The organism is Micromonospora sp. DT62, assembly GCF_049847285.1.
GTDB lineage: Bacteria > Actinomycetota > Actinomycetes > Mycobacteriales > Micromonosporaceae > Micromonospora > Micromonospora reichwaldensis.
On sequence record NZ_JBNCOB010000008.1, the window covers coordinates 121,449 to 140,863 of the forward strand.

19 protein-coding genes are annotated in these 19,415 nt (G+C 73.0%); 7 read left to right on the plus strand and 12 right to left on the minus strand.

Going from position 1 to position 19,415, the window contains the following annotated elements; translation table 11 throughout:
* Positions 1 to 78 precede the first annotated feature (78 nt).
* Positions 79 to 1,011: a diacylglycerol/lipid kinase family protein gene (locus tag ACPXCB_RS14610; RefSeq protein WP_425875677.1), complete on the plus strand. Its 933-nt coding sequence runs from the start codon at positions 79 to 81 to the stop codon at positions 1,009 to 1,011.
* 3 nt (positions 1,012 to 1,014) lie between these two features.
* Here ACPXCB_RS14610 and ACPXCB_RS14615 read toward each other — a convergent pair whose 3' ends face one another.
* The 8 genes from ACPXCB_RS14615 to ACPXCB_RS14650 are packed head-to-tail and all read right to left on the minus strand — an operon-like array spanning position 1,015 to position 8,723.
* A complete protein-coding gene (locus ACPXCB_RS14615) occupies positions 1,015 to 1,281 on the minus strand; it encodes a hypothetical protein (protein WP_425875679.1) in 267 nt (88 codons plus the stop codon).
* Positions 1,282 to 1,295: 14 nt separating this feature from the next.
* Positions 1,296 to 1,991, minus strand: a complete 696-nt coding sequence (locus ACPXCB_RS14620; protein ID WP_425875681.1) for an N-acetylmannosamine-6-phosphate 2-epimerase — start codon at positions 1,989 to 1,991, stop codon at positions 1,296 to 1,298.
* Complete coding sequence (locus ACPXCB_RS14625) at positions 1,988 to 2,947, minus strand: ROK family protein (protein WP_425875682.1); 960 nt, start codon at positions 2,945 to 2,947, stop codon at positions 1,988 to 1,990. The genes ACPXCB_RS14620 and ACPXCB_RS14625 overlap by 4 nt, the downstream gene beginning before the upstream one ends.
* A complete protein-coding gene (locus ACPXCB_RS14630; protein ID WP_132239790.1) occupies positions 2,944 to 3,786 on the minus strand; it encodes a carbohydrate ABC transporter permease in 843 nt (280 codons plus the stop codon). Before ACPXCB_RS14630 ends, ACPXCB_RS14625 begins: the two co-directional genes overlap by 4 nt.
* The gene (locus tag ACPXCB_RS14635; RefSeq protein ID WP_425875684.1) at positions 3,776 to 4,723 is read right to left on the minus strand and encodes a carbohydrate ABC transporter permease; all 948 of its coding nucleotides are present in this window, start codon (positions 4,721 to 4,723) and stop codon (positions 3,776 to 3,778) included. The genes ACPXCB_RS14630 and ACPXCB_RS14635 overlap by 11 nt, the downstream gene beginning before the upstream one ends.
* 12 nt (positions 4,724 to 4,735) lie before the next feature.
* Complete coding sequence (locus tag ACPXCB_RS14640) at positions 4,736 to 6,019, minus strand: ABC transporter substrate-binding protein (protein WP_425875686.1); 1,284 nt, start codon at positions 6,017 to 6,019, stop codon at positions 4,736 to 4,738.
* 23 nt (positions 6,020 to 6,042) lie between these two features.
* Entirely contained in the window at positions 6,043 to 7,638 is a 1,596-nt protein-coding gene (locus ACPXCB_RS14645) for an FAD-dependent oxidoreductase (protein WP_425875856.1), read from the minus strand.
* A 32-nt stretch (positions 7,639 to 7,670) separates the two neighbouring features.
* Positions 7,671 to 8,723, minus strand: a complete 1,053-nt coding sequence (locus ACPXCB_RS14650) for a LacI family DNA-binding transcriptional regulator (RefSeq protein WP_425875688.1) — start codon at positions 8,721 to 8,723, stop codon at positions 7,671 to 7,673.
* A gap of 495 nt (positions 8,724 to 9,218) precedes the next feature.
* Between ACPXCB_RS14650 and ACPXCB_RS14655 the strand changes: the two genes are divergently transcribed.
* The 3 genes from ACPXCB_RS14655 (at position 9,219) to ACPXCB_RS14665 (ending at position 11,843) form a co-directional block, all read left to right on the plus strand.
* Positions 9,219 to 10,577 (plus strand): hypothetical protein, encoded by a 1,359-nt coding sequence (locus ACPXCB_RS14655; protein ID WP_425875690.1) that lies wholly within the window; start codon positions 9,219 to 9,221, stop codon positions 10,575 to 10,577.
* 167 nt (positions 10,578 to 10,744) lie between these two features.
* Entirely contained in the window at positions 10,745 to 11,572 is an 828-nt protein-coding gene (locus ACPXCB_RS14660) for a DUF72 domain-containing protein (protein ID WP_358120312.1), read from the plus strand.
* A 55-nt stretch (positions 11,573 to 11,627) separates the two neighbouring features.
* Positions 11,628 to 11,843 (plus strand): hypothetical protein, encoded by a 216-nt coding sequence (locus tag ACPXCB_RS14665; RefSeq protein ID WP_425875692.1) that lies wholly within the window; start codon positions 11,628 to 11,630, stop codon positions 11,841 to 11,843.
* Positions 11,844 to 11,870: 27 nt separating this feature from the next.
* On the opposite strand, the gene ACPXCB_RS14670 is transcribed toward ACPXCB_RS14665, so the two are convergent.
* Positions 11,871 to 12,923, minus strand: a complete 1,053-nt coding sequence (locus ACPXCB_RS14670) for a zinc-dependent alcohol dehydrogenase (protein WP_425875694.1) — start codon at positions 12,921 to 12,923, stop codon at positions 11,871 to 11,873.
* 224 nt (positions 12,924 to 13,147) lie between these two features.
* Between ACPXCB_RS14670 and ACPXCB_RS14675 the strand changes: the two genes are divergently transcribed.
* Positions 13,148 to 14,329, plus strand: a complete 1,182-nt coding sequence (locus ACPXCB_RS14675) for a peptidoglycan DD-metalloendopeptidase family protein (RefSeq protein ID WP_425875696.1) — start codon at positions 13,148 to 13,150, stop codon at positions 14,327 to 14,329.
* Positions 14,330 to 14,444: 115 nt separating this feature from the next.
* Here ACPXCB_RS14675 and ACPXCB_RS14680 read toward each other — a convergent pair whose 3' ends face one another.
* Positions 14,445 to 15,140 carry an ElyC/SanA/YdcF family protein gene (locus ACPXCB_RS14680; protein WP_425875698.1) on the minus strand — a complete coding sequence of 232 codons (696 nt, stop codon included), beginning with the start codon at positions 15,138 to 15,140 and terminating at the stop codon, positions 14,445 to 14,447.
* Between the two features lie 200 nt (positions 15,141 to 15,340).
* Between ACPXCB_RS14680 and ACPXCB_RS14685 the strand changes: the two genes are divergently transcribed.
* Complete coding sequence (locus tag ACPXCB_RS14685; protein ID WP_425875700.1) at positions 15,341 to 16,501, plus strand: epoxide hydrolase family protein; 1,161 nt, start codon at positions 15,341 to 15,343, stop codon at positions 16,499 to 16,501.
* Positions 16,502 to 16,635: 134 nt separating this feature from the next.
* On the opposite strand, the gene ACPXCB_RS14690 is transcribed toward ACPXCB_RS14685, so the two are convergent.
* A complete protein-coding gene (locus ACPXCB_RS14690; protein ID WP_425875702.1) occupies positions 16,636 to 17,142 on the minus strand; it encodes a hypothetical protein in 507 nt (168 codons plus the stop codon).
* Positions 17,143 to 17,325: 183 nt separating this feature from the next.
* Between ACPXCB_RS14690 and ACPXCB_RS14695 the strand changes: the two genes are divergently transcribed.
* Positions 17,326 to 18,420: a hypothetical protein gene (locus ACPXCB_RS14695; protein ID WP_425875704.1), complete on the plus strand. Its 1,095-nt coding sequence runs from the start codon at positions 17,326 to 17,328 to the stop codon at positions 18,418 to 18,420.
* On the opposite strand, the gene ACPXCB_RS14700 is transcribed toward ACPXCB_RS14695, so the two are convergent.
* On the minus strand, positions 18,404 to 19,147 hold the full coding sequence (locus tag ACPXCB_RS14700) for an N-acetyltransferase (protein WP_425875706.1): 744 nt from the start codon (positions 19,145 to 19,147) through the stop codon (positions 18,404 to 18,406). The two genes, ACPXCB_RS14695 and ACPXCB_RS14700, sit on opposite strands and share 17 nt — an antisense overlap.
* Between the last annotated feature and the right edge of the window lie 268 nt (positions 19,148 to 19,415).

The window sequence follows — 19,415 nt, forward strand, 5'->3', positions numbered from 1 at the left end:
AACGGAGCTCGCCGCACCGTCGGCCCCTCCCCGCCGGTCGGGGCGTGGAAACCGTGCCGGCCGGGTACCACGGCGGTCATGGGCACGAGCAGCACGGTGCGCGACGAGCCGGCGACCGCCGTCCGGGTGGGCACGGTCGCGGTCGTCGCCCACCGCAAGAAGACCCTCGGCGGCGGCCTCGACGAGCTGCGCGCGGAGCTGGCGGGTGCGGGCGTCGAGGACCTCGTCTGGTACGAGGTGCCGAAGAGCCGCAAGGCGCCGAAGAAGGTCCGCAAGGCGCTGGAGAAGGGCGCCGAGCTGGTCTTCGTCTGGGGCGGCGACGGCATGGTGCAGCGCTGCGCCGACACCCTCGCCGGCTCCGACGTCCCGATGGCGATCCTGCCCGCCGGCACCGCCAACCTCTTCGCCGCCAATTTGGGCGTACCGGAGGACCTCACCGAGGCCGTCCGCATCGGCCTGCACGGCCGGCGCCGCTCCCTCGACCTGGGCCGGCTCAACGGCGAGCACTTCGCCGTGATGGCCGGTGCCGGCTTCGACGGCGACCTGATCCGCGAGGCGGACCGCACGCTGAAGGGCAAGCTCGGTCGCCTCGCCTACCTGTGGACGGGGCTGCGGCACGTCCGGGGCGAACTGGTCGGCACGCGGATCACCGTCGACGGCGCGGAGTGGTTCGACGGCGACGCGAGCTGCGTGCTGTTCGGCAACGTCGGCACGATCACCGGCGGCATCCCGGCGTTCGACGACGCCCGCCCCGACGACGGCTGCCTGGAGGTCGGCGTGTCGACCGCCGACGGTGCGGTGGACTGGGCGCGCACCCTCGGCCGGATGGCCGCCGGCCGCTCGGAGGAGTCGCCGTTCGTGCGGATCACCCGGGGCCGCAAGATCAAGGTCCGGCTCGCCGCGCCCCGCACGTACGAGCTGGACGGCGGCGCCCGGGGAGAGGTCACGAAGCTCAAGGTGCGGGTGGTGCCCGGGGCGCTGACGGTCTGCTGCCCCGGGCCCGTTCCCTGAGCGTCAGCGGAGGCCGTGGATCTCCACCTCGAACACCCGGGCCAGCCCGTCGGTCGGGCTGGGCTCGGTGAACACGAGCCGGACCTGTCGGATCCCGGTCGGCGCGCCGGCGAGGTCGACCCGGGCCGGGCTGGCGGTGTTCGCCCCGGCCGAACCGATGGTCGTCCAGGCCCCGTCGACCAGGGCCTCACCGGGAACGCCCGCGCCCGCAGGCTCTCCGAGCCGGCCACCCCGCTGTAGAGGTCGAGCCGATGGAGCTCCGCGGCGCACCCGGCCCCGCGTCGTCAGGTGAGTCGGGCGCCCGCCGGGGTGGCCGGCACCAGGCGACGGGTGAGCCACAGCGGCGAGGTTACCGCGTTGCCCATCACCACCGAGTGGGCGCCCGCCGCGAACGCCTGCCCGATCTGCTCGGCGCTGCGGTAGCGGCCCTCGGCGATCACCGGCACCGCCAGCACGCCGGCGAGCCGGGCCACCAGGGTCAGGTCCGGTCCGTCGGTCGGCGGGCTGGCCGGGGTGTAGCCGGAGAGGGTGGTCGCGACGGCGTCCGCACCGGCCCGCACGGCGGCCACACCCTCCTCGACGGTGGAGACGTCGGCGAGGACCAGCGCGTCGGTCCGCTCCCGGACCGCCCGGACCGTGTCGGCGAAGCTGCGCCCGTCCGGGCGAGGACGGTCGGTGGCGTCGACGGCGACGATGTGCGCCCCGGCCGCGGCGACGTCGAGCGCGTGCGCCGCCGTCGGGGTGATGAAGACCCCTTCGACGCCCTGCTTGTGCAGCCCGATGACCGGCACGTCGACGGCGGCGCGGATGGCCCGGACGTCGGCGGTGCCGTTGGCCCGGACGGCGACCGCGCCGCCCCGTACCACCGCCGCGGCCACCCGGGCCTGCACGTACGGGTCGCGCATCGGGTCGTCGGGATCGTCGAGCACCGGCTGGCAGGAGACCACGAGGCCGCCGGCCAGCTCGTCGAACACACTCACGTTCTCGTCCTCTCGTCGGTGGCGACGGCGGAGCTGCCGTCCGCCTGCCGGCCGGGGCCCGGGAGACCCGCCAGTCGGGCGGCGCCCACGACGACCGCGTCCGCGCCGAGCGCCGCCGGAAGGAGGGACACGTCGGCCCAGGCCGCGGGCAGTTCGGCGATGAAGGCGGCGCGGGCGCCGCGGAACAGGGCGTCGGCCGCCCCACCCGCGAGCACCACCGCCTGCGGATCGAGCAGGGCGACCAGCCCCGCGAGCGCCCGGCCGAGGGCCGTGGCGGCGCGGTCCACCACCTCCCGGGCGACCGGTTCACCGGCCGCCGCCCGCTCGGCCACGGCCCGCCCGGTGATCCGCACACCGGTCTCGAGGGCGTACGCGCCGGACAGTCCCGTGCCCGAGGCGATGCCCTCCAGGTGCCCGTACCGGCCGCACCCGCAGCGCAGCCGCTCGGCGCCGGGAGCCGGGAGGTGCCCCACCTCGCCGGCGCCGCCCCGGGCGCCGGTGGAGATCCGGCCGTGCTGGAGCATCGCGCCGCCCAGGCCCGTGCCGACCGCGACCAGCACCAGGTCCCGCCGGTCCCGGCCCGCGCCGACCCAGCTCTCGCCGAGCGCGGCGGCGTTCACGTCGTTGGTGACCCGGACCTCGCACGCCAGCCGCCCGGCCAACTCGTCGGCGACCGGCGTGCCGGCCCAGCCGGGCAGGCTGTCGGTGGCGTACCGGATGGTGCCGGTGGCCGGATCGACCGTGCCGGCGGTGCCCACGCCGACCGGGCCGGCGCCGCCCGCGTCGAGCAGTTCCCGGACGAGCCGCGCGGCGGTGTCCAGCACGGCCGCCGGCCCCGACCCGGCAGGGGTGGGTGCCAGGCGACGCCCGAGCACCTGCCCGTCGGGTCCGACCAGCGCCGCCGCCGTCTTGGTGCCGCCGATGTCGAGGCCCACCAGGGCCGCCGGCACCGTCATCCCTTGAGCCCGGTGTGCGCCAGGCCCTCGACGAACTGCTTCTGCGCGATGACGAAGACCACCAGGACCGGCAGCGCGGTCATCGACGCCGCGGCGAGCTGGACGTTCCACATCGGGCCGCCGTAGGCGTCGACGAACTGGGTGAGCGCCTGCGGCAGGGTGAACTTCTCCGGCGAGGAGAGGAACACGATCGGTTCCAGGTAGAGGTTCCAGCTGTGCAGGAAGGTGAAGATGGCGACCGCGCCCAGCGCGGGCCGGGACAGCGGCAGGGCGATCTTCCAGAAGGTGGCGAACCGCCCCAGCCCGTCCACCCGGGCCGCCTCCTCCAACTCGCCGGGGAGGCTGATGAAGAACTGCCGCATGATGAAGGTCGCCAGCACGCTCGGCGCGCCGAGGATCGGCACCAGGATCAGCGGCCAGTGGGTGTCGACCAGGCCCAGCTTGAAGAACATCTGGAACAGCGGCACGATCGTCACCTCGCTCGGGATGAGCAGGCCGGCGAGGATCACCAGGAAGAGCACGTTCTGGCCACGGAAGCGGATCCGGGCGAAGGCGTACCCGGCCAGCGCCGCCACCGCCAGGGTGCCGACGGTGACCACCAGCGCGATGTAGAGGCTGTTCAGGTACTGCTGGCCGAACGGCTGCAACTCGAACACCCGCCGGTACGCGTCCAGCTCCGCGTCGACCGGCAGCAGTTTCGGCGGGAAGGCGAAGATGTCCGCCACCGGCTTCAGCGACGAGGTGACCATCCACCAGGTCGGGAAGACGAACGGGACCGCCAGGACCATCAGCACCCCGTAGAGCACCAGCTTGGTCCGGCGCGACAGCTCACGACTCATGGTGGACCCACCTCTTACGCATCTGCCACTGGAGCACGGTGAGCGCGAGCACGATGACGAACAGGACGATCGACAGGGTGGCGCCGTAACCGAAGTGGTGGAACTGGAACGCCTGCTGGTACAGGTAGTAGACGAGCACCGTGGTCGAGGTGCCGGGGCCGCCCTGGGTGAGCACCGCGATCTGCGCGAAGACCTGCAACGAGCCGACCACCGTGATGATCGACGTGAGCAGGATGGTCGGGCTGATCATCGGTACGGTGATCCGCCAGAACTGGCGCAGCCGACTCGCCCCGTCCACCTCGGCGGCCTCGTACAGCTCGGCCGGCACGCCCTGGAGCGCGGCCAGGAAGAGCACCATGTTCAGGCCGACGTTCTTGAACACCTGCACCACGACGACCGAGAACATGGCGGTGCCTTCACCGCGCAGCCAGTTCGGCCCGTCCACGCCGACCGTGTCGAGCAGGCCGTTCACGCCGCCGTTGTCCTGCAGCAGGAACCCCCACACGATGGTCCAGGCGACCAGCGAGACGACCACGGGGGAGAAGAACAGGGTGCGGAACACGATCGTCCCGCGCAGCTTCTGGTTGAGCAGTACGGCGAGCAGCAGGGCCAGGCCGAGGTTGAACACGACCAACCCGACCGAGAAAAGGCCGGTGGCCCGCAGCACCGAGCCGAGGTTGGTGTCGTCGGCGAGGCTCGCGTAGTTCTCGGTGCCGACGAACTCGAACGTGCCGGCCAGCACGTTCCACTCGTGCAGGCTGTACCAGACCACCAGGATCAGCGGCAGGATCACGAAGACGACGCTGCCGAGCAGTTGGGGAGCGATGAACAGGTAACCGGTGAGCTGGTCGCGGCGGCGGCTGGTCCAGTACGGCCGCGACCGGTCCCGGGTGGGCGGGGCCTCGACCCCGCCCACCGTCGTGTCCGTCTGGGACATGGTCAGGCTGCCCTACTTCGCCAGCAGCGGCTGGATCTTGGTGCAGACACCCTCGAGGACGGCCTTGACGTCCGCGTCGGCCTTCCAGAGCGGGTCGAGCCCGGCGCGCACCTGCTGGCTCAGCTCGGCCTGCCCGGCGTGACTGGGCTTGACCACGCCGTTGGTGATGCCGTCGATGACGACCTTCTGCAACTGCTCGGGCTTGAGCGTCGGGTTCGTCTTGGCCAGCGTCTCCGCGGTGAGCTGCGACTGGCGCGGCGGCGGGAAGAACTGGGCCAGCTTGGCCGAGTTGGTGGGGTTCGTCAGGAAGGCGAGGAAGTCCGCCGCGGCGTCCGCGTTCTTGCTCTTCTTCATCACGCCGACGCCGGCCTGGCCGACCACCGAGTAGTTGCCCTTCGGCCCGGCCGGCAGCGGCACCAGGTCCCAGCCGAAGCCGTCCGGCTTCAGCAGCGAGGCGCGGGAGATCTGGGTGACCGTCATGGCGGCGTCACCGGCGAAGAAGTCGGCGGTCGTACCCGGGCCGGGCAGCGCCTTGCCGGTGAAGATCGCCTTGTGCAGGGTGGTCATCGCCTCGACCATCTCCGGGGCGGCGAAGCCGCAGGACTTGCCGTCCTCGCTCCACGCCTGGGCGCCCCAACCCGTCCAGAGGGTCGACAGGTTGTCCCAGCCCTTGTAGTCGAAGTCGCGGATCACCAGGCCGGCCTTGCCGCTCGACGCGGCCGTGGCGCCGGCCGCGGCCAGCGCGGTGTCCCAGTTCCACTGCCCGGCGGCGATCAGCTCGGCCGGGGTCTTCTGCCCGGCCTTCTTGAGCATGTCGGTGTTGACGAAGACGCCGAACGGCGAGGTCGAGAACGGGTACGCGTACAGCTTGCCCCCGTCCTGCCAGAGCTTGAGGGTGGCGGGGGAGAGGTCGTCGTACTGGTAGCCCTCGGTCTTCTTGAGCTTCTCGTCCAGCGGCAGCAGCGCGCCGGAGGCGACGAAGTCGGGGGCCGAGTTCTCGAACACCCAGGCCAGGTCGGGCGCGTTGCCGCCGGCGATCTGGGTGGTCAGCGTCGTGGTGTAGTTCTCGAACGGCAGCGGGTCGAACTTGATGGACGCGACGTCCGGGTGGGTCTTGCGGTACTCGTCGGCGATCTCGTTGAACAGCTTGAGGTGCGCCTCGTTGGCCGACCAGACGGTCATCCGCAGGTTGGCCGGACCCTTGTCCGCGGCGTCGTCACCGCCGCCGCAGGCGGACAGCGCGAGAACGCCGGCCAGTGCCGCGGCGACACCGCGCACACCCTTTCCCAATCTCATGATCTTCTCCTCATCGGGGGTGTTCAGTAGCCCGTGACCTGGGGCCAGCGCATCTCCACGCCGGCCGCCGAGAGGCGGTCCTGGAAGTCGGCCAGCAGGCGGGGGGTGCCGCGGACCGCGCGCGGGGACTCGCCCCGTGCCAGACAGAAGTCGGCGAGCAGGCCGGCGACCTCGCCGACGTTCCACTCGACCGGGTGCAGCCGGTAGCTGCCGTTGGTGATGTGGGTGGTGCCGATGTTCTTGCCGGCCGGGAGCAGGTTCTCGACCCGCTGCGGGATCAGCGCGCCCAACGGGATCTCGAACGGGCACGACCCGACGTCGATGTAGTTGTCGCCGCCGGTGGAGGGGTGCAGGTCGATGCGGTACATCCCGACGCCGATCGAGTCCGGGTAGGCGACCGCGCCGTGCTCGCCGCGCACGGCCAGCGACAGGTCCTGCTCGACGACCGTGTACTCGGCCCGGATGCGGCGCGACTCCCGGATGTAGGGCGCCTGCGCCAGGCCGTCGCGGCTGCCGGTCACGTCGCCGCGCAGGCGCAGGCCGGGGAAGCCGGTCCCGCCGTCCGGCCGGGGCGCCTCGGTCTGCATCCAGTAGAGCACCGAGTACGACAGCTCGCGGGCCTTGCTCAGGTGCCACGACGCGTTCGGCACGTCGATGACCGGGCCCTCGAAGTAGTCGATCATCGGCCAGTTCACCAGCGTGATGTCGCTGTCGTACGCGCCGGCGGTGAAGTTGCGTCGGGCGGCGATGCGGCGGAACGTCCAGAGGTTGCCGTCGCCGGGATTGAGCCGTTGGTCGGCGTTGACCGCCAGCGGGTCGTCGTCCGGGTTGGGCGTGAAGCTGCGCTCGACGATCTCCAGGGTGCGCGGGTGCGGCGACCGCCAGGACAGCAGCCGGTCGCCCCAGAAGTCGGGCTTGTAGTCGCGCCAGAAGTCGTAGTTCGCCGGCCGCTCGATGGTGTGGTCGCCGTCGACGTGGTCGAGGGCGAAGCAGACGGAGACGGCCTGCATGTTCATCGGCTGCGCCTCGGCCGGCGCGCTGGGCTCGCCGGTGTCGGCCTGCGACTCGAAGCCGGTGACGTACTCGGTGCCGGTCAGCGGCAGCAGCTCGCCGGTCTCCGTCGCGTCCAGGACGTACGGCGCGACGAGGTCGATCCGCTCGTCCCGGTCGCGGTGCGCGACGGTCACCCCGACCACCCGGTCCCCGTCGGTCTCCGCGGCGACCGGCCGGTACGGCTGGAGCACCGTCAGCCGGCCGGAGCCGAGGAACGGCGCCAGCATCTGCTCGATGACGGCGACGGCCACCCGGGGCTCGTGGCAGACCCGGCTCACCCAGCCGGCTCCCGGGTTGAGGTCGGTCCAGGCCCGCGACCGCTCGGTCAGCGGGTAGTGCCGGCGGTAGTAGTCGCGGATCCCGGTGCGCAGGGCCCGGTAGCTCGCGGTGGCTCCGAACTGTTCGATCCAGGAGTGCTCGTCCGGCGGGACGGCCTGGCTGGTGAGCTGTCCGCCGAGCCAGTCGAACTCCTCGGTCAGGATGACCGACCGGCCGGCCCGGGCCGCGGCGAGCGCCGCCGCCACCCCGCCCAGCCCGCCCCCGACGACGAGGACGTCCGCACGCATCTGTACCACTTGCTTCCTTCCGGGTTGCACGGTCACCGCTCAGCTGCGGTGGACCGCCGATCAGAGGTGCCGAGGGTGTCGCCCTCGACGAGTTCGCAGGGCAGGAGCCGCTGCTGGACGCCGACGGCGCTGCCGTCGATGACGCTGGCGAGCACCTCGACCGACTGCCGGCCCATCTCCTCGCGGGGGATGCGGAATCCGGTGAACGCGAGATCGGTGGGAACCGGGACCGTCGGGTCGCCGAGCGTCAGGATCGACAGGTCGCCGGGCACGCCCAGGCCGCGCCGCCGGCTGGCCAGCTCCAGCGCCACGGCGGTGGCGAAGTCCTCGACGAAGGCCACCGTGGTCCCGTCGGCCAGCAGGTCGTCGAGGATGGCCTCGGCGTCCCGGGCGACGGTTGTCAGGTGGCGGGCGCTCTCTGCGGCCGTCGCGGCCGCGACGAACCCGCGCCGCCGGTCCGCCGAGGACTCCGCGGTCAGGTCCGTGTTCAGGTAGGCCAGGCGCCGGTGACCGCGGGCGAGGGCCAGGGCGACCAGCTCGCCCACCGCCGTCGCGTAGTCGGCACCGACGTACGGCACCGGGCCGCCGGCGTCGTCGCGACGGCCGACGGCGACGTACGGGAAACCGTCGCGGTTGAGCCGGTGCAGCTCCGCGGCGTCGATCTCCCGCCCGAGCAGGATGCAGCCGTCGGCGAGGCGGAGCCGGTTGTCCTGGTGGAAGATGCGTCGCCGACCGTCGACCACCGGGGCGCTGGTGAACAGCAGCAGGTCGCAGCCGGCCCGTTCCGCGTACTCCTCGATGCCCAGCAGGAAGGGGTGGAAGAAGTCGCGGCTGCCGCTGGGGAAGGCGGGCTCGTAGGTGAAGACGCCGATGATCCGGTTGAACCGTGCGGCGAGCCGGCGGGCCACGGGATCGGCGGCGTACCCGGTCTCGGCGATGGTCCGCAGCACGCGGTCGCGGGTCTCGGGCGCGATGCGGACGTCGGCGTCGGCCCGGTTGTTGAGCACCAGCGACACGGTCGCCTGACTGACTCCAGCCAGCCGCGCGATGTCACGCTGCGTGACGCGTCGGGGGGTAGAGGGCACCACGGGTCCTTCCGGTGCGGCTAATGCGTATTAGCGCTCGGCGTTGGGGAGGAGCCTGGCGGGCCGACCGGGTTTGTGTCAAGAGGGGGACGGAGAGATTTCTTGGAGATGAAGTCCCTGGAGTAATGCGGATTAGCTCCGAGCGGCCCGCCCCGCGTTCGCGGCCGGCTGACTCCCGCCGGAGCCGGCGAGCCGCCCCGCCGAGGCCGGCGGCCGGCCTCTTGACAAGACCCGCCCGGGTCGAGCAGCATTCGAGAGGAATTGATGATAATACGTATTAGCGCCTGACCCGGGCGGCCTGCTCACCCTCGCGGTGGCCGACCGTCTCACGCAGCGTGACTTCGTGTCGCCCCGCAGCGTGCTACGCGGCGTCCACAGTCGTCACCGGCGTACCCGTCCCCACCTCCTGGGCTCCTCTGTCGACGGCCCCGTACGCCGACAGCGCGCCCGGGCGGTGGGGGAGCCCCACCATCCCCCGACAGAGCAGGAACAGCGATGACGAAAGCACCCTTCCGAGTGCCCGGTCGCGCCGCCGTGGCGGCAGCCGGCGCCGGCATGCTGGTGACCGCGCTGGCCGGTGCGGCTCCGGCCGCCGCCGATCCGGCCCTCGACTTCCCGCGCTTCACCTACGCGGGCACCGCGTTCGACAAGAGCGCCCTGACCTACAACCCGACAAACGAGTTCATCTTCCCGAGCGTCATCCGGGCCGCCGACTACTTCCCCAACCCGCTGGGCACCTACTACCTGTACTACGCGCCCCACGAGCGGCCCGGCGGGATCGCCCTGGCGTACGCGGACTCGATCAACGGTCCGTGGACCGAGTACCGGGCCAACCCGTTGATCGGCAACACCTGGCTGCCCCACTACTCCACGGTCAGCCACATCTCCTCCCCGCACGCCATCTGGGTGGAGGGGGAGCGCAAGCTGTTCCTCTACTTCCACGGCGAGAACTCGATCACCCGGTACGCCACCTCCGAGGACGGCATCCACTTCGACTACGGCGGCACGGCGATCAGCCGCGACGACAGCACCGGCGGGGAGACCTCCTACGCCCGGGTGTTCGAGCACGCCGTGCCGCGGCTGGGCAGCCGGTACCTGATGCTCTTCATGGACAACCCGACCGCCGCGCCGCCCGGGCCGACCGGGCCGGTGTCCCGGCGGATCCGCTGGGCGGTCTCCCCGGACGCGCGGACCTGGACGATCCAGCCCGACCCGATCGTGACCCCGCAGGGCATCCAGGGCCCCAACGCCTCCGGCCCGTTCTTCCTGCGCTGGAACGGCCGCAACCTGGTGATCTTCCACGCGGCCGACGGCAACATGCACGCCGTGGACGTCGGCGACGACCTCGACCGGGAGGTCCACCTCGGCGTCGTGCACGACTCGATGGTCGCCGCGCCCGACCTGGGGCGCTCGGCCGCGCCGACGTTCTACTTCGACGGCCGGACCGTGCACATGTACTACGAGGCCGGCGGGCGGCTCACCGCGACGATCGGTCATGCCGTCGCCACCCTGGACCGGCCGGTGCCCACCCGCGAGGTGGACTGCGCGGTGGACCGGCCGGTGCTGTGGCCGCCGAACCACCAGATGGTCGACGTCACCGTGACGGCGGACCTGCGCGACGGGGTGCTCGGCCCGCACGCGCTCAACCTGACGGCGGTGACCGGCGGCGACGCCGCGGACGTCAGCGGCTTCACCGTCGGCACCCCGGGCACCAGCGGCCGGCTGCGGGCCGAACGCGACGGCGGCGGCGGGGACAGGGTCTACTCCCTGACGTACGCGGGCCACGACGAGATCGGCCGCCCGATCGGCTGCACCGTGACGGTCACCGTGCCGCACGACCTGGGCCGCGACTGACGGACCAGGGGACCTGGGCGCCGGCCGTGCCGCACGGGTACGGCCGGCGCCCGTGCCTGAACTCGCCGCCACCGGCACGGCCGGATACCGTACCCGCGGCGCGGGTCACCCCGCGTCGGGCCGTCGAGCGGTGGGAGGATCCGATGCGCCTGCACGTGGGGTGCGCGATGTGGACGCACAAGTCGTGGCAGGGGCGCTTCCTGGCGCACCCGCTGCCGGCCCACGAGCGGCTGCGCGCGTACGCCGGCTGGTGCACGGCGGTCGAGGGGAACACCACCTTCTACGCCACCCCGGCCCGGGAGACGGTCGCCTCCTGGGCGGAGCAGACCGACCCCGACTTCCGGTTCGTGCCCAAGCTGCCGAAGGTCGTCACGCACGAGCGCCGACTCACCGGCGCCGACGAGGAACTCCGCGCCTTCCTGCACGCCGTCGAACCCCTCGGCCCACGGGCCCACGCCCTCTGGATCCAGTTGCCGGGCTCGTTCGGCCCGGCCGACGTACCCGCGCTGGCCCGTTTCCTGCGCGGGCTGCCCACCGCCCACCGGTACGCCGTGGAGGTCCGGCACCCCGCGTTCTTCGACGACCCCCGGGCGGCGCGGACGCTGGAGGAGGCGCTCGCCACCGTCGGCGCCGAGTGGGTGCCCTTCGACACGACCGCGTTCTTCCGCACCCCACCGACCAGCGACGCGGAACGCGAGGCGTGGACCAGGAAGCCGCGCACCCCGCTGCGCACCCGCGCGCTGACCGACCGGCCGATCGTCCGGTACCTCGGCCGCGACGACCCCGCACGGACGGTCGAGGGCTGGCAGCCGTGGCTCGACGTGGTGACCGGGTGGCTGCGCGAGGGCCGATCGCCGACGATCTTCGTGCACACCCCGGACAACGCCGACGCGCCCGAGCTCGCCCGCCGGTTCCACGACGAGGTGCGGGCGCGCCTGCCCGAGGTCGAGCCGCTGCCCGAGCCGGAGCCGGTCGGGCCGTCGACGCTGTTCTGAACGCAACCGCACCGCCTGCCACGGAAACCCTGTGCCGGTCACCTGAGGAGGCCCGATGCGGTCGCTGGCCGTACCGCCGTTGTTCGCCGCGCTGGAGCCGGCGCGCACCGTGCTGATCGCGGGCGCGGGCGGCGGCTTCGACGTGTACGCCGCGATTCCGCTGGCTGTCGCGTTACGCGACGCCGGTCGGACCGTGCAACAGGTGGCATCCCGGATCGAGGACTTCCGCGACGAGGTCGAGCGGCGCACGCCCCGGGTCTTCCCGCACTGACCCCTCGCCGTCGCGCCGCCCGCCGCCTCAGGCCGGGTCCGGCTGGTTCGGGTCGATCAGCACCTTGGTGTGCTCGCTGCGGCCCGAGTCGAGTTCGTCGAGGATGTCCTTCAGCGACGACAGCCCGAAGGTGCCCGTGTGCAGTGCCGCCACGTCGATGCGACGTGCGGCGATCGCGTGCATCGCGCCCACGAAGTCCTCGTGCTGGTAGGCCAGTGACCCGATCACCGTCAGCTCCCGGCTCTGCCAGTCGCCGTAGCTGACGCTCGAGTTCTCCAGCGGGTAGCCGAGCAACGCGAGCGTCCCGCCCCGGCGCACCAGTTCCGCCGACGGCTGGAACAGCGACGGAACGCCGCTGCACTCGTACACGACGTCGGCGCCCATGCCCGCGGTGAGCTCGTCCAGCGCGGCCGGCAGGTCGGCGGGCTCGACCACGTGGGCGAAGCCGAGCCTGCCGGCCAGCGTACGACGCGCTGCGGAGGGCTCCGAGATGATCATCGGCCCCGCCCCGGCGTTGCGCGCGTGCTGGGCGGTGAGCAGCCCGATCGGGCCGGCGCCCTGGACGACCGTCGTGCTGCCGTACTCCGCCGCCACCCGTCGCACGGCGTGGAGGGTGACCGTGGCCGGCTCCACGAGCGCCGCCTCCACCGCCGAGAGGCTCTCCGGAACGGGGATGACCCGCCGCGCCGTCACCTGCACCCGGGTGGCGAAGGCGCCGTGCGGCGGTGCGTCGGCGTCGACCCCGTTGGCCTCGGCGAACACGGTGTCGCAGTTGCGGGCGTGCCCGGCGACGCACTGGCGGCAACGGCCGCACGCCGGCCCCACCGCGCCCACCACGCGCTGGCCGACCCGCAGCCCGTCCACGCCGGGGCCCACCGCCGAGACCGAACCGGTCCACTCGTGCCCGAAGACCGCCGGCGGCAGCATGTGCCCGTCGGTGTAACCGTGGACGTCCGTGCCGCAGATCCCCGTGTACGTGATGTCGACGGTCACGCGGCCGGGTCCGGGCTCGGTCGCGGACACCTCGCCCGCACGGAGTTCGCGCGGGCCGGCGACCGCGAGGTAGCGACCAGCAGACATACGCGATCCCTCCTCGGCGACCGCCCCAGTCTTCCACCCGAACCGCGCCGGGAGGCCGGCTACCAGCAGATTCGTGCGGCGGGGTGTCCTCGGTCCCGCCCGCCGGCCGGTCCCGCGCCGAAACATACCTTCATTGCCGGCAGGTCAACATGTAGACAATATTCCTCGTTCTGTCTATCGTCAGCACCACTTAGCGATGTCCTTCGATTTGAAAGAGGTCGTCAATGGTGCAAGTCAGACGATGGGTCGGCATCGCCACAGCCCTGCTGGCGACGGAGGTCCTGGTCGCGGGCACCGCCGCGCACGCCGCCGCGCCAACCCCCGACCCGGTCCAGGTGAGCGTCGAGGACGCGGTCACCGCCAAGCTGCGCGGGCAGGTTCGGGCCACGGCGGCGGAGCACGCCGAGAGCTCCGAGACCCGCGTGACCGTCACCCGCCGCAACGGCCAGTGGGCCTTCGGCACCGCCGTGGCCGTCACCTCCCACGAGAAGGACGTCCACCCGACCGGGTCGATCTTCATCGCCCGTGCCGAGGCCGGCACGTGGCGGGTGAACTTCGACGGCGAAGCCGGGTTCAGCGAGCTGGCCACCGAGTCGCCCCTGGTGAACAAGCAGGAGAAGGCGGTCTTCACGCGCACCCCCAGCACCATGCAGGCGGGCGGCGACTACCGGACCGGGATGGCCCTGCCCTTCGCGGTCGGCCAGACCTGGACGCTGACCGGCGGCCCGCACGGCTGGGGCGGCTCCGAGGCGCCGTACAGCTCGATCGACCTGGCCGGCGGCGACCAGGTGGTCCGCGCGGCGCAGACCGGCACGGCGTACACGATGTGCACGGGGTGGATCCGGGTGATCCACGACCGGGGCTACTCGACCGACTACTACCACCTGTGGAGCAGCATCTCGGTCAACGGCGCCGCCGTCGGCCAGGGCGCGTACCTGGGCTACACGGGCACCGACGTCACCTGCGGCGGTGCGGCCTCCGGCCGGCACGTCCACTTCGGGCTGCGGCAGAACAGCGCGTACGTCTCCATCGGCGGGCACGGCATCGGCAAGTGGGCGTTCGAGAACGGCGCCGGCCCCTACCAGGGCGGCGCGCGGCACGGCTCGACCTGGCGAGGTGCCGGCGGCGCCCTCTACAACTACGGGGCGCTGGGCTTCAACCAGGCGGTGGTCGACGCCAACGGCGGGGGCACGGTGAACAAGCGGGGTGGGCCCGGCACCGGGTACGCCCTGCGGGGGTCGGTGGGCGACGGCGCGACCGTCACCGTCTCCTGCTCCGCCAACGGCACCTCCCACGCCGGACGGTACGGCACCACGGCGCTGTGGAACCGGCTGAGCGACGGCACCTGGGTGTCCGACGCCTACGTGTGGAGCGGAGTGAACGGCCCGGTCAACGGCTGGTGCTGACCGGCACCCGACCGAGCGTCGACGCAGGGGCCCCGCCACTTCGGCGAGGCCCCTGCGCCTCGTGGGCGGCCGGGGGCGACCCGCCCCGCACGGGGTCGGGGGCGTGCCGGGCGGGTCAGCCCGGGGCGCCGACGAGGAAGGACCCGTGGCGACTCCACAGCCACCGGAGGTACTGCTGGAGTTCCCCGAGGGTGGCGACCTGGTCCTCGTCCATGTAGGTGAGGATCCGTTTCACCTCCCCCGGTACGAGGTCGTAGGAGGTGGCCCCGGTCTCCGGGACGGGCGTGTCCGGGGAGACGGCCACGGGGACGGGAATGACGGGCAGGCGGAGGTCCTTCCTGTCCAGCGCCTTGAGGACCGTGAGGTAGGCGCGGGTCAGGTGGTAGGGGGAGACGACGAGCGCGAGGCTCGCGATGCCGAGGCCCCGCACCCGGTCGGCGATCCAGGCGGCCTGCCGGCCGGTGTGGGGGGCGGCGTCGGCCTGGAGGCAGACCCCCTCGGCGCGCCGGAGGCCGAGGCCGCGCAGGTGGTCGAGCGTGAGGTCGACGTAAGTCTGCTCAGCCGGGTTCCCGTTCGTCACCAGGAGGTGACGCAGCCCCGGGTTCGCCTCCCAGTCGCGGATGGCGTGGCGGAGCCGCCACTGCTCGCCCTGGCCGGTGGCCACGACGAGGGCGTCGACGTGGTCGGCGGCCGACCGGGGCAGCGTGAGAATCGCCGTGAGGGCCTTCAGCACGTCCAGGAACTGGCCGGCGGTGCAGCCGGCGAGATCCTCCTCCCTGACGATCCGGGGGATTCCTCCGTGGGGGTTCACCGCGTGTTCCGCCTCGTCCGCATCGGACGACGATACTGCGGAGTCCCGGCGTGACCCCGCAGAGCTCCGACGCGGCGGCCCACCCCGACTGAGCCCGCCGCCTGCCCGCGCGGCAGACCGCACGGCGGAAGGTGCGCGCCCCCGCGTACGCCGTCAAGGATGTGAATCTCGCGCGAGCCGTGACCCTGGAGGGCGCTGGGATGAAGCCGTTCCGCATCGAGATACCGCAGGCCGACATCGACGACCTGCGCCGACGACTGGCCGACACCCGGTGGCCGCACGAGCCGGGTGCGGACGGCTGGGAACGCGGCGTGCCGCAGTCCTACCTGCGGGAGCTGGCCGACTACTGGGGCCGCGGGTACGACTGGCGGGCGGCCGAGGCGCGGCTGAACGAGTACCCCCAGTTCGTCACGGAGATCGACGGCGCCACGGTGCACTTCCTGCACGTACGGTCCCCGGAGCCGGACGCGACGCCGCTCGTCCTCACCCACGGCTGGCCGGGCAGCTTCCTGGAGTACGTCGACCTCGTCGGGCCGCTGACCGATCCGCGCGCCCACGGCGGTGACCCCGCGGACGCCTTCCACGTGGTGATCCCGTCCCTGCCCGGGTACGGCTTCTCCGGCCCGCTCACCGGGACCGGCTGGGGCGTGCCGCGCATCGCCGGGGCGTGGGCCGAGCTGATGGACCGGCTCGGTTACGACCGCTACCTGGCGCAGGGCACCGACTTCGGCTCCTGGGTGACGGTCGCGCTCGCGGCGGCGGACGCCGGGCACGCGATCGGGGCGCACGTCAACTTCCTCATCACGCCGCCCCCCGGCGACCCGCGCGAGCTGGGCGCGCTCGACGAGGACACCGGCCGGCGGCTCGCCCGGCTGGCCCGCTTCGTCGACGACGAGTCCGGCTACATGAAGATCCAGGCCACCCGCCCGGTGACGCTCTCGTACGCCCTGACCGACTCCCCGGTCGGGCAGCTCGCGTGGATCGTGGAGAAGTTCAAGGAGTGGACCGACTCCGGCAAGAGCCCCGAGGACGCCGTGGACCGGGACCGCCTGCTCACCAACGTGTCGCTCTACTGGTTCACCCGTACCGCGGGCTCCTCCGCCCAGCTCTACCACGAGACGGCGGACATGCTCCCGGTCAGCGCCGCGCCGCGGCAGCAGCCCCCGGTGCCGGTGCCGCTCGGGGTGGCGGTCTTCCCGCACGACCCCTCGCAGCCCGTCCGGGCCTGGGCCGACCAGGCCTTCCCGAACATCGTGCAGTGGACCGAGCACGACCGCGGGGGGCACTTCCCGGGATTGGAGCAGCCCGGGCTCCTGGTCGACGACATCCGCCGGTTCGCCCGGACCCTCGGCGGGGCCTGAGCCCCAGGGTCGCCGGACCGGGAAGGGCCTCCACCGCCGGGTGGGCACCCTTCGTCGCGGGTGCCGTGCCGATGTTCCTGCCGGGTGACCGGGGTGGTGCCGTCACCTGACGGTGGCGGCACCCGGTTCCCCCGTCAGCAGCCGCCGCAGGTGTAGAAGAGGATGTCCCAGTGGCTGCCTTCCTTGGTGTACAGGTTGCCGGAGGCCGCCCGGTACTGGTAGCCGAAGCCGGAGATGTAGCCGACGTAGGTGTAGTTCGCCGAGATGTAGTTCTGGATGCAGGTGCTCAGGGCGATGTCGAGCTTGTAGCCGTTCCAGTGGCTGTAGGTGCCGCCGGCGTGCCCGACCTCGGTGCCGGCGGTGATCGTCACGGCGCAGCCGCTGGCGCGCTTGAAGGTGATGATTCCGCTGATGGTGGCCTGCCGGACGCCGTCGAAGGAGGTGCAGGTCGAGACGTAGCGGTCGCTGCAGTTGCCGCTGGAGGTCCAGGAGACGCCGGCGGCGCGTAGCTGCGACGTGGCGTCGGAGTGGCTGATGGCGAAGGCCGGGCTGGCGAGTCCGAGCGTGGCCCCGGTCGCGGCGGCGATGGCAACCAGGAGCGTGAGCAGGCGGCGGCGCAGGGTGGATCGGGTGGACGACATGGCTCTCCCGTTCGCGTGGGGGAATTCCTGCGATGAGAAGGCCGACCTTGCAGGATTTCTACCAGACATCGACAGACATGACTAGATCTGTCGACCCCGGTAGCTCAGGACCCAAGGCCGAACCGCCCCTACCGGCAGCAATGGGAAGTATCGACCTGCACCAGTTTCCTCATCGAGCGGCCGATGGTTGTACGAGACGTGACGGCAGCCTCGCACTCCCGCATGGCGATCCCGGCGTCGGCGCAGCCCGCGTGGCGGATCCGGTGGGCCGAGCGCGAGAACGACCGACGGCGGTGCGCGTACGACGCGCAGGTGGCGGCCTGGCAGCGGCACCACGACCACCTGGCCCGGCTGCGGATCGAGGCGGCCGGGTTCCTCGGGTGCACGCAGCCGCGTGCCGGCCTGCCGGTGGACCTCGACGCCGACGAGGTCGTCTACCGGGTACTGCCGGTCGCCGACCTGGTCGAGGCGGACGCGCGGCACGGCAGCGGGCTGCCCGCCCCGGGCCTGACCGTCGCCACGGACGACGCCGCCGGCCGCGCGCTGCCGAGGGGCGTGCGGGCCCTCGACACGGGAATGGCCGTCGTGACCAACCACCGCGTCGCCTTCTCCTCGGGGCGCGGGTGGCGGCACGAGTGGAGGTACGCGGACCTGGTGGGGCCCGCGCACCATCCCGAGGTGCCGTTCACCCTGCTGCACGCCACCGACGGTCGCCGGCTCGCCGGGCTGCGGGTGCCGGCCGCCGCGACCGTGAACTTCCGCTTCTATCTCACCCTCGCCTTCGCCGCCGCCATTGGCGAACGGGCCGCCGTCACCGCGCAGCTCGAGGCCCTGCTGGCCGCCCACCGGCGCGCGCGGCCGGTGCCACCGCTGCCGGTCCACCCGGATCAGGCCCCGTCGACCGGGCTGCGTGCCGAGCGTCGCGCGGCCCTGGCCGCCGCCGTCGTCGCGGTGGCGTTCGTGGCGCTGACCGCCGCAGGCCCGGCCTCGCCGGAGCGGGCCGGCCCGCCGTACCGGGCGGACGAGGGCGCACGGGGCGCCTCCACCGCCGCCGCGCCGCCGACCCCCGCCGCGACCGCCCCGGCCCTCCCCGGCGAGCCGGTGGCGGGCAGGACGGGCTTGGCGACGTCGGGGGCCGCAGCGCTGGTGCCATGGCTCGCCTGCCCACACGGCGAGCCACGCCCGCAACCGGGTGACGCGTGCGTGCCGCTCTCCCCGGCGGGCCGCACCTGGCCCGCGCCCGGTCCGCGGCGCGACCCGCCTAGAGGCGGTGCCTGACCCAGACGTTGGGCTCGACGTAGACGGCGTGGTCGTGCGCCACGTCGCAGTGCACCGGCACGAGGGCCCCCGGCACGTGGACCGGCCCGCTGGCGTCGAACGGCAGGCCCGTCCAGCGACGCCAGTCGGCGAGGGTCCCGGCGATCGTCATCGACCGGGTGGCGACGCGCTCGATGCGTCCGCCCGCGCGGACGTGCACCCGCAGCCAGGAGTCGACCGGCAGGCCGTCCTCGCGGACCTGCGCCGCGTACTGCGCCATCGGCAGTTCGGGCCGGGTGTGCTTGCCGCTCGGCCGGACCGGCGCGACGAGCGTGTCGTAGCCCAGTTCCGCGACGGCCTTCCGCATGGCGGCCAGCATCACGGCGGACAACCCGGTGCCGCGGCGGTCGGGCCGGATGCAGATCTCCAACGCCGAGACCATGTTCGTGTCGGCGCCGGTCAGGCGGTTGACGGTGGCCCGCTGGATCACCCGGTCCCAGCCGCCGTCGGGAAGCTCGGACTCCGTCCAGCGCAACGGCACCGCGTACGCCCGGGCGACCGCGCGGGCGGGGTCGGCGGGGTCGACCGCGGCGAACACGAACTCGGGATACAGGTCGTGGGCGACGCCGTAGTACACCGTGCCCATCGGGTCCCACAGCATGAACGGCGGCCACGCCCCGTCGAAGTCCTCGTCGAGCGAACGGCCGAGGTCGGGGCGGTCCGCCAGGCGCACGATGTCGAGGGTCACGGCGGAAACCTAGAGCGCCGGGTCGTCACGCGCACGTCGATTTCGGGCCTGTGCGGCGGGTCACGGCCGCCCGGACCGACCGGCAACCCCACGACGGGGCCCCGGGGCGCCGGGCGCTGGCCGGTACGCGGGCGTTCGGTCTATGGTGGCGCCGTGACCGCCCCCGGCCCCTCCCGGCAGCCCCGCACCGGGGCTCACCAGGAGTTTCCCGCCCCGTCGCGGACGACCGGGCCGCGGACCCACCTCGTCGCGGGTGTGATCACCCGTC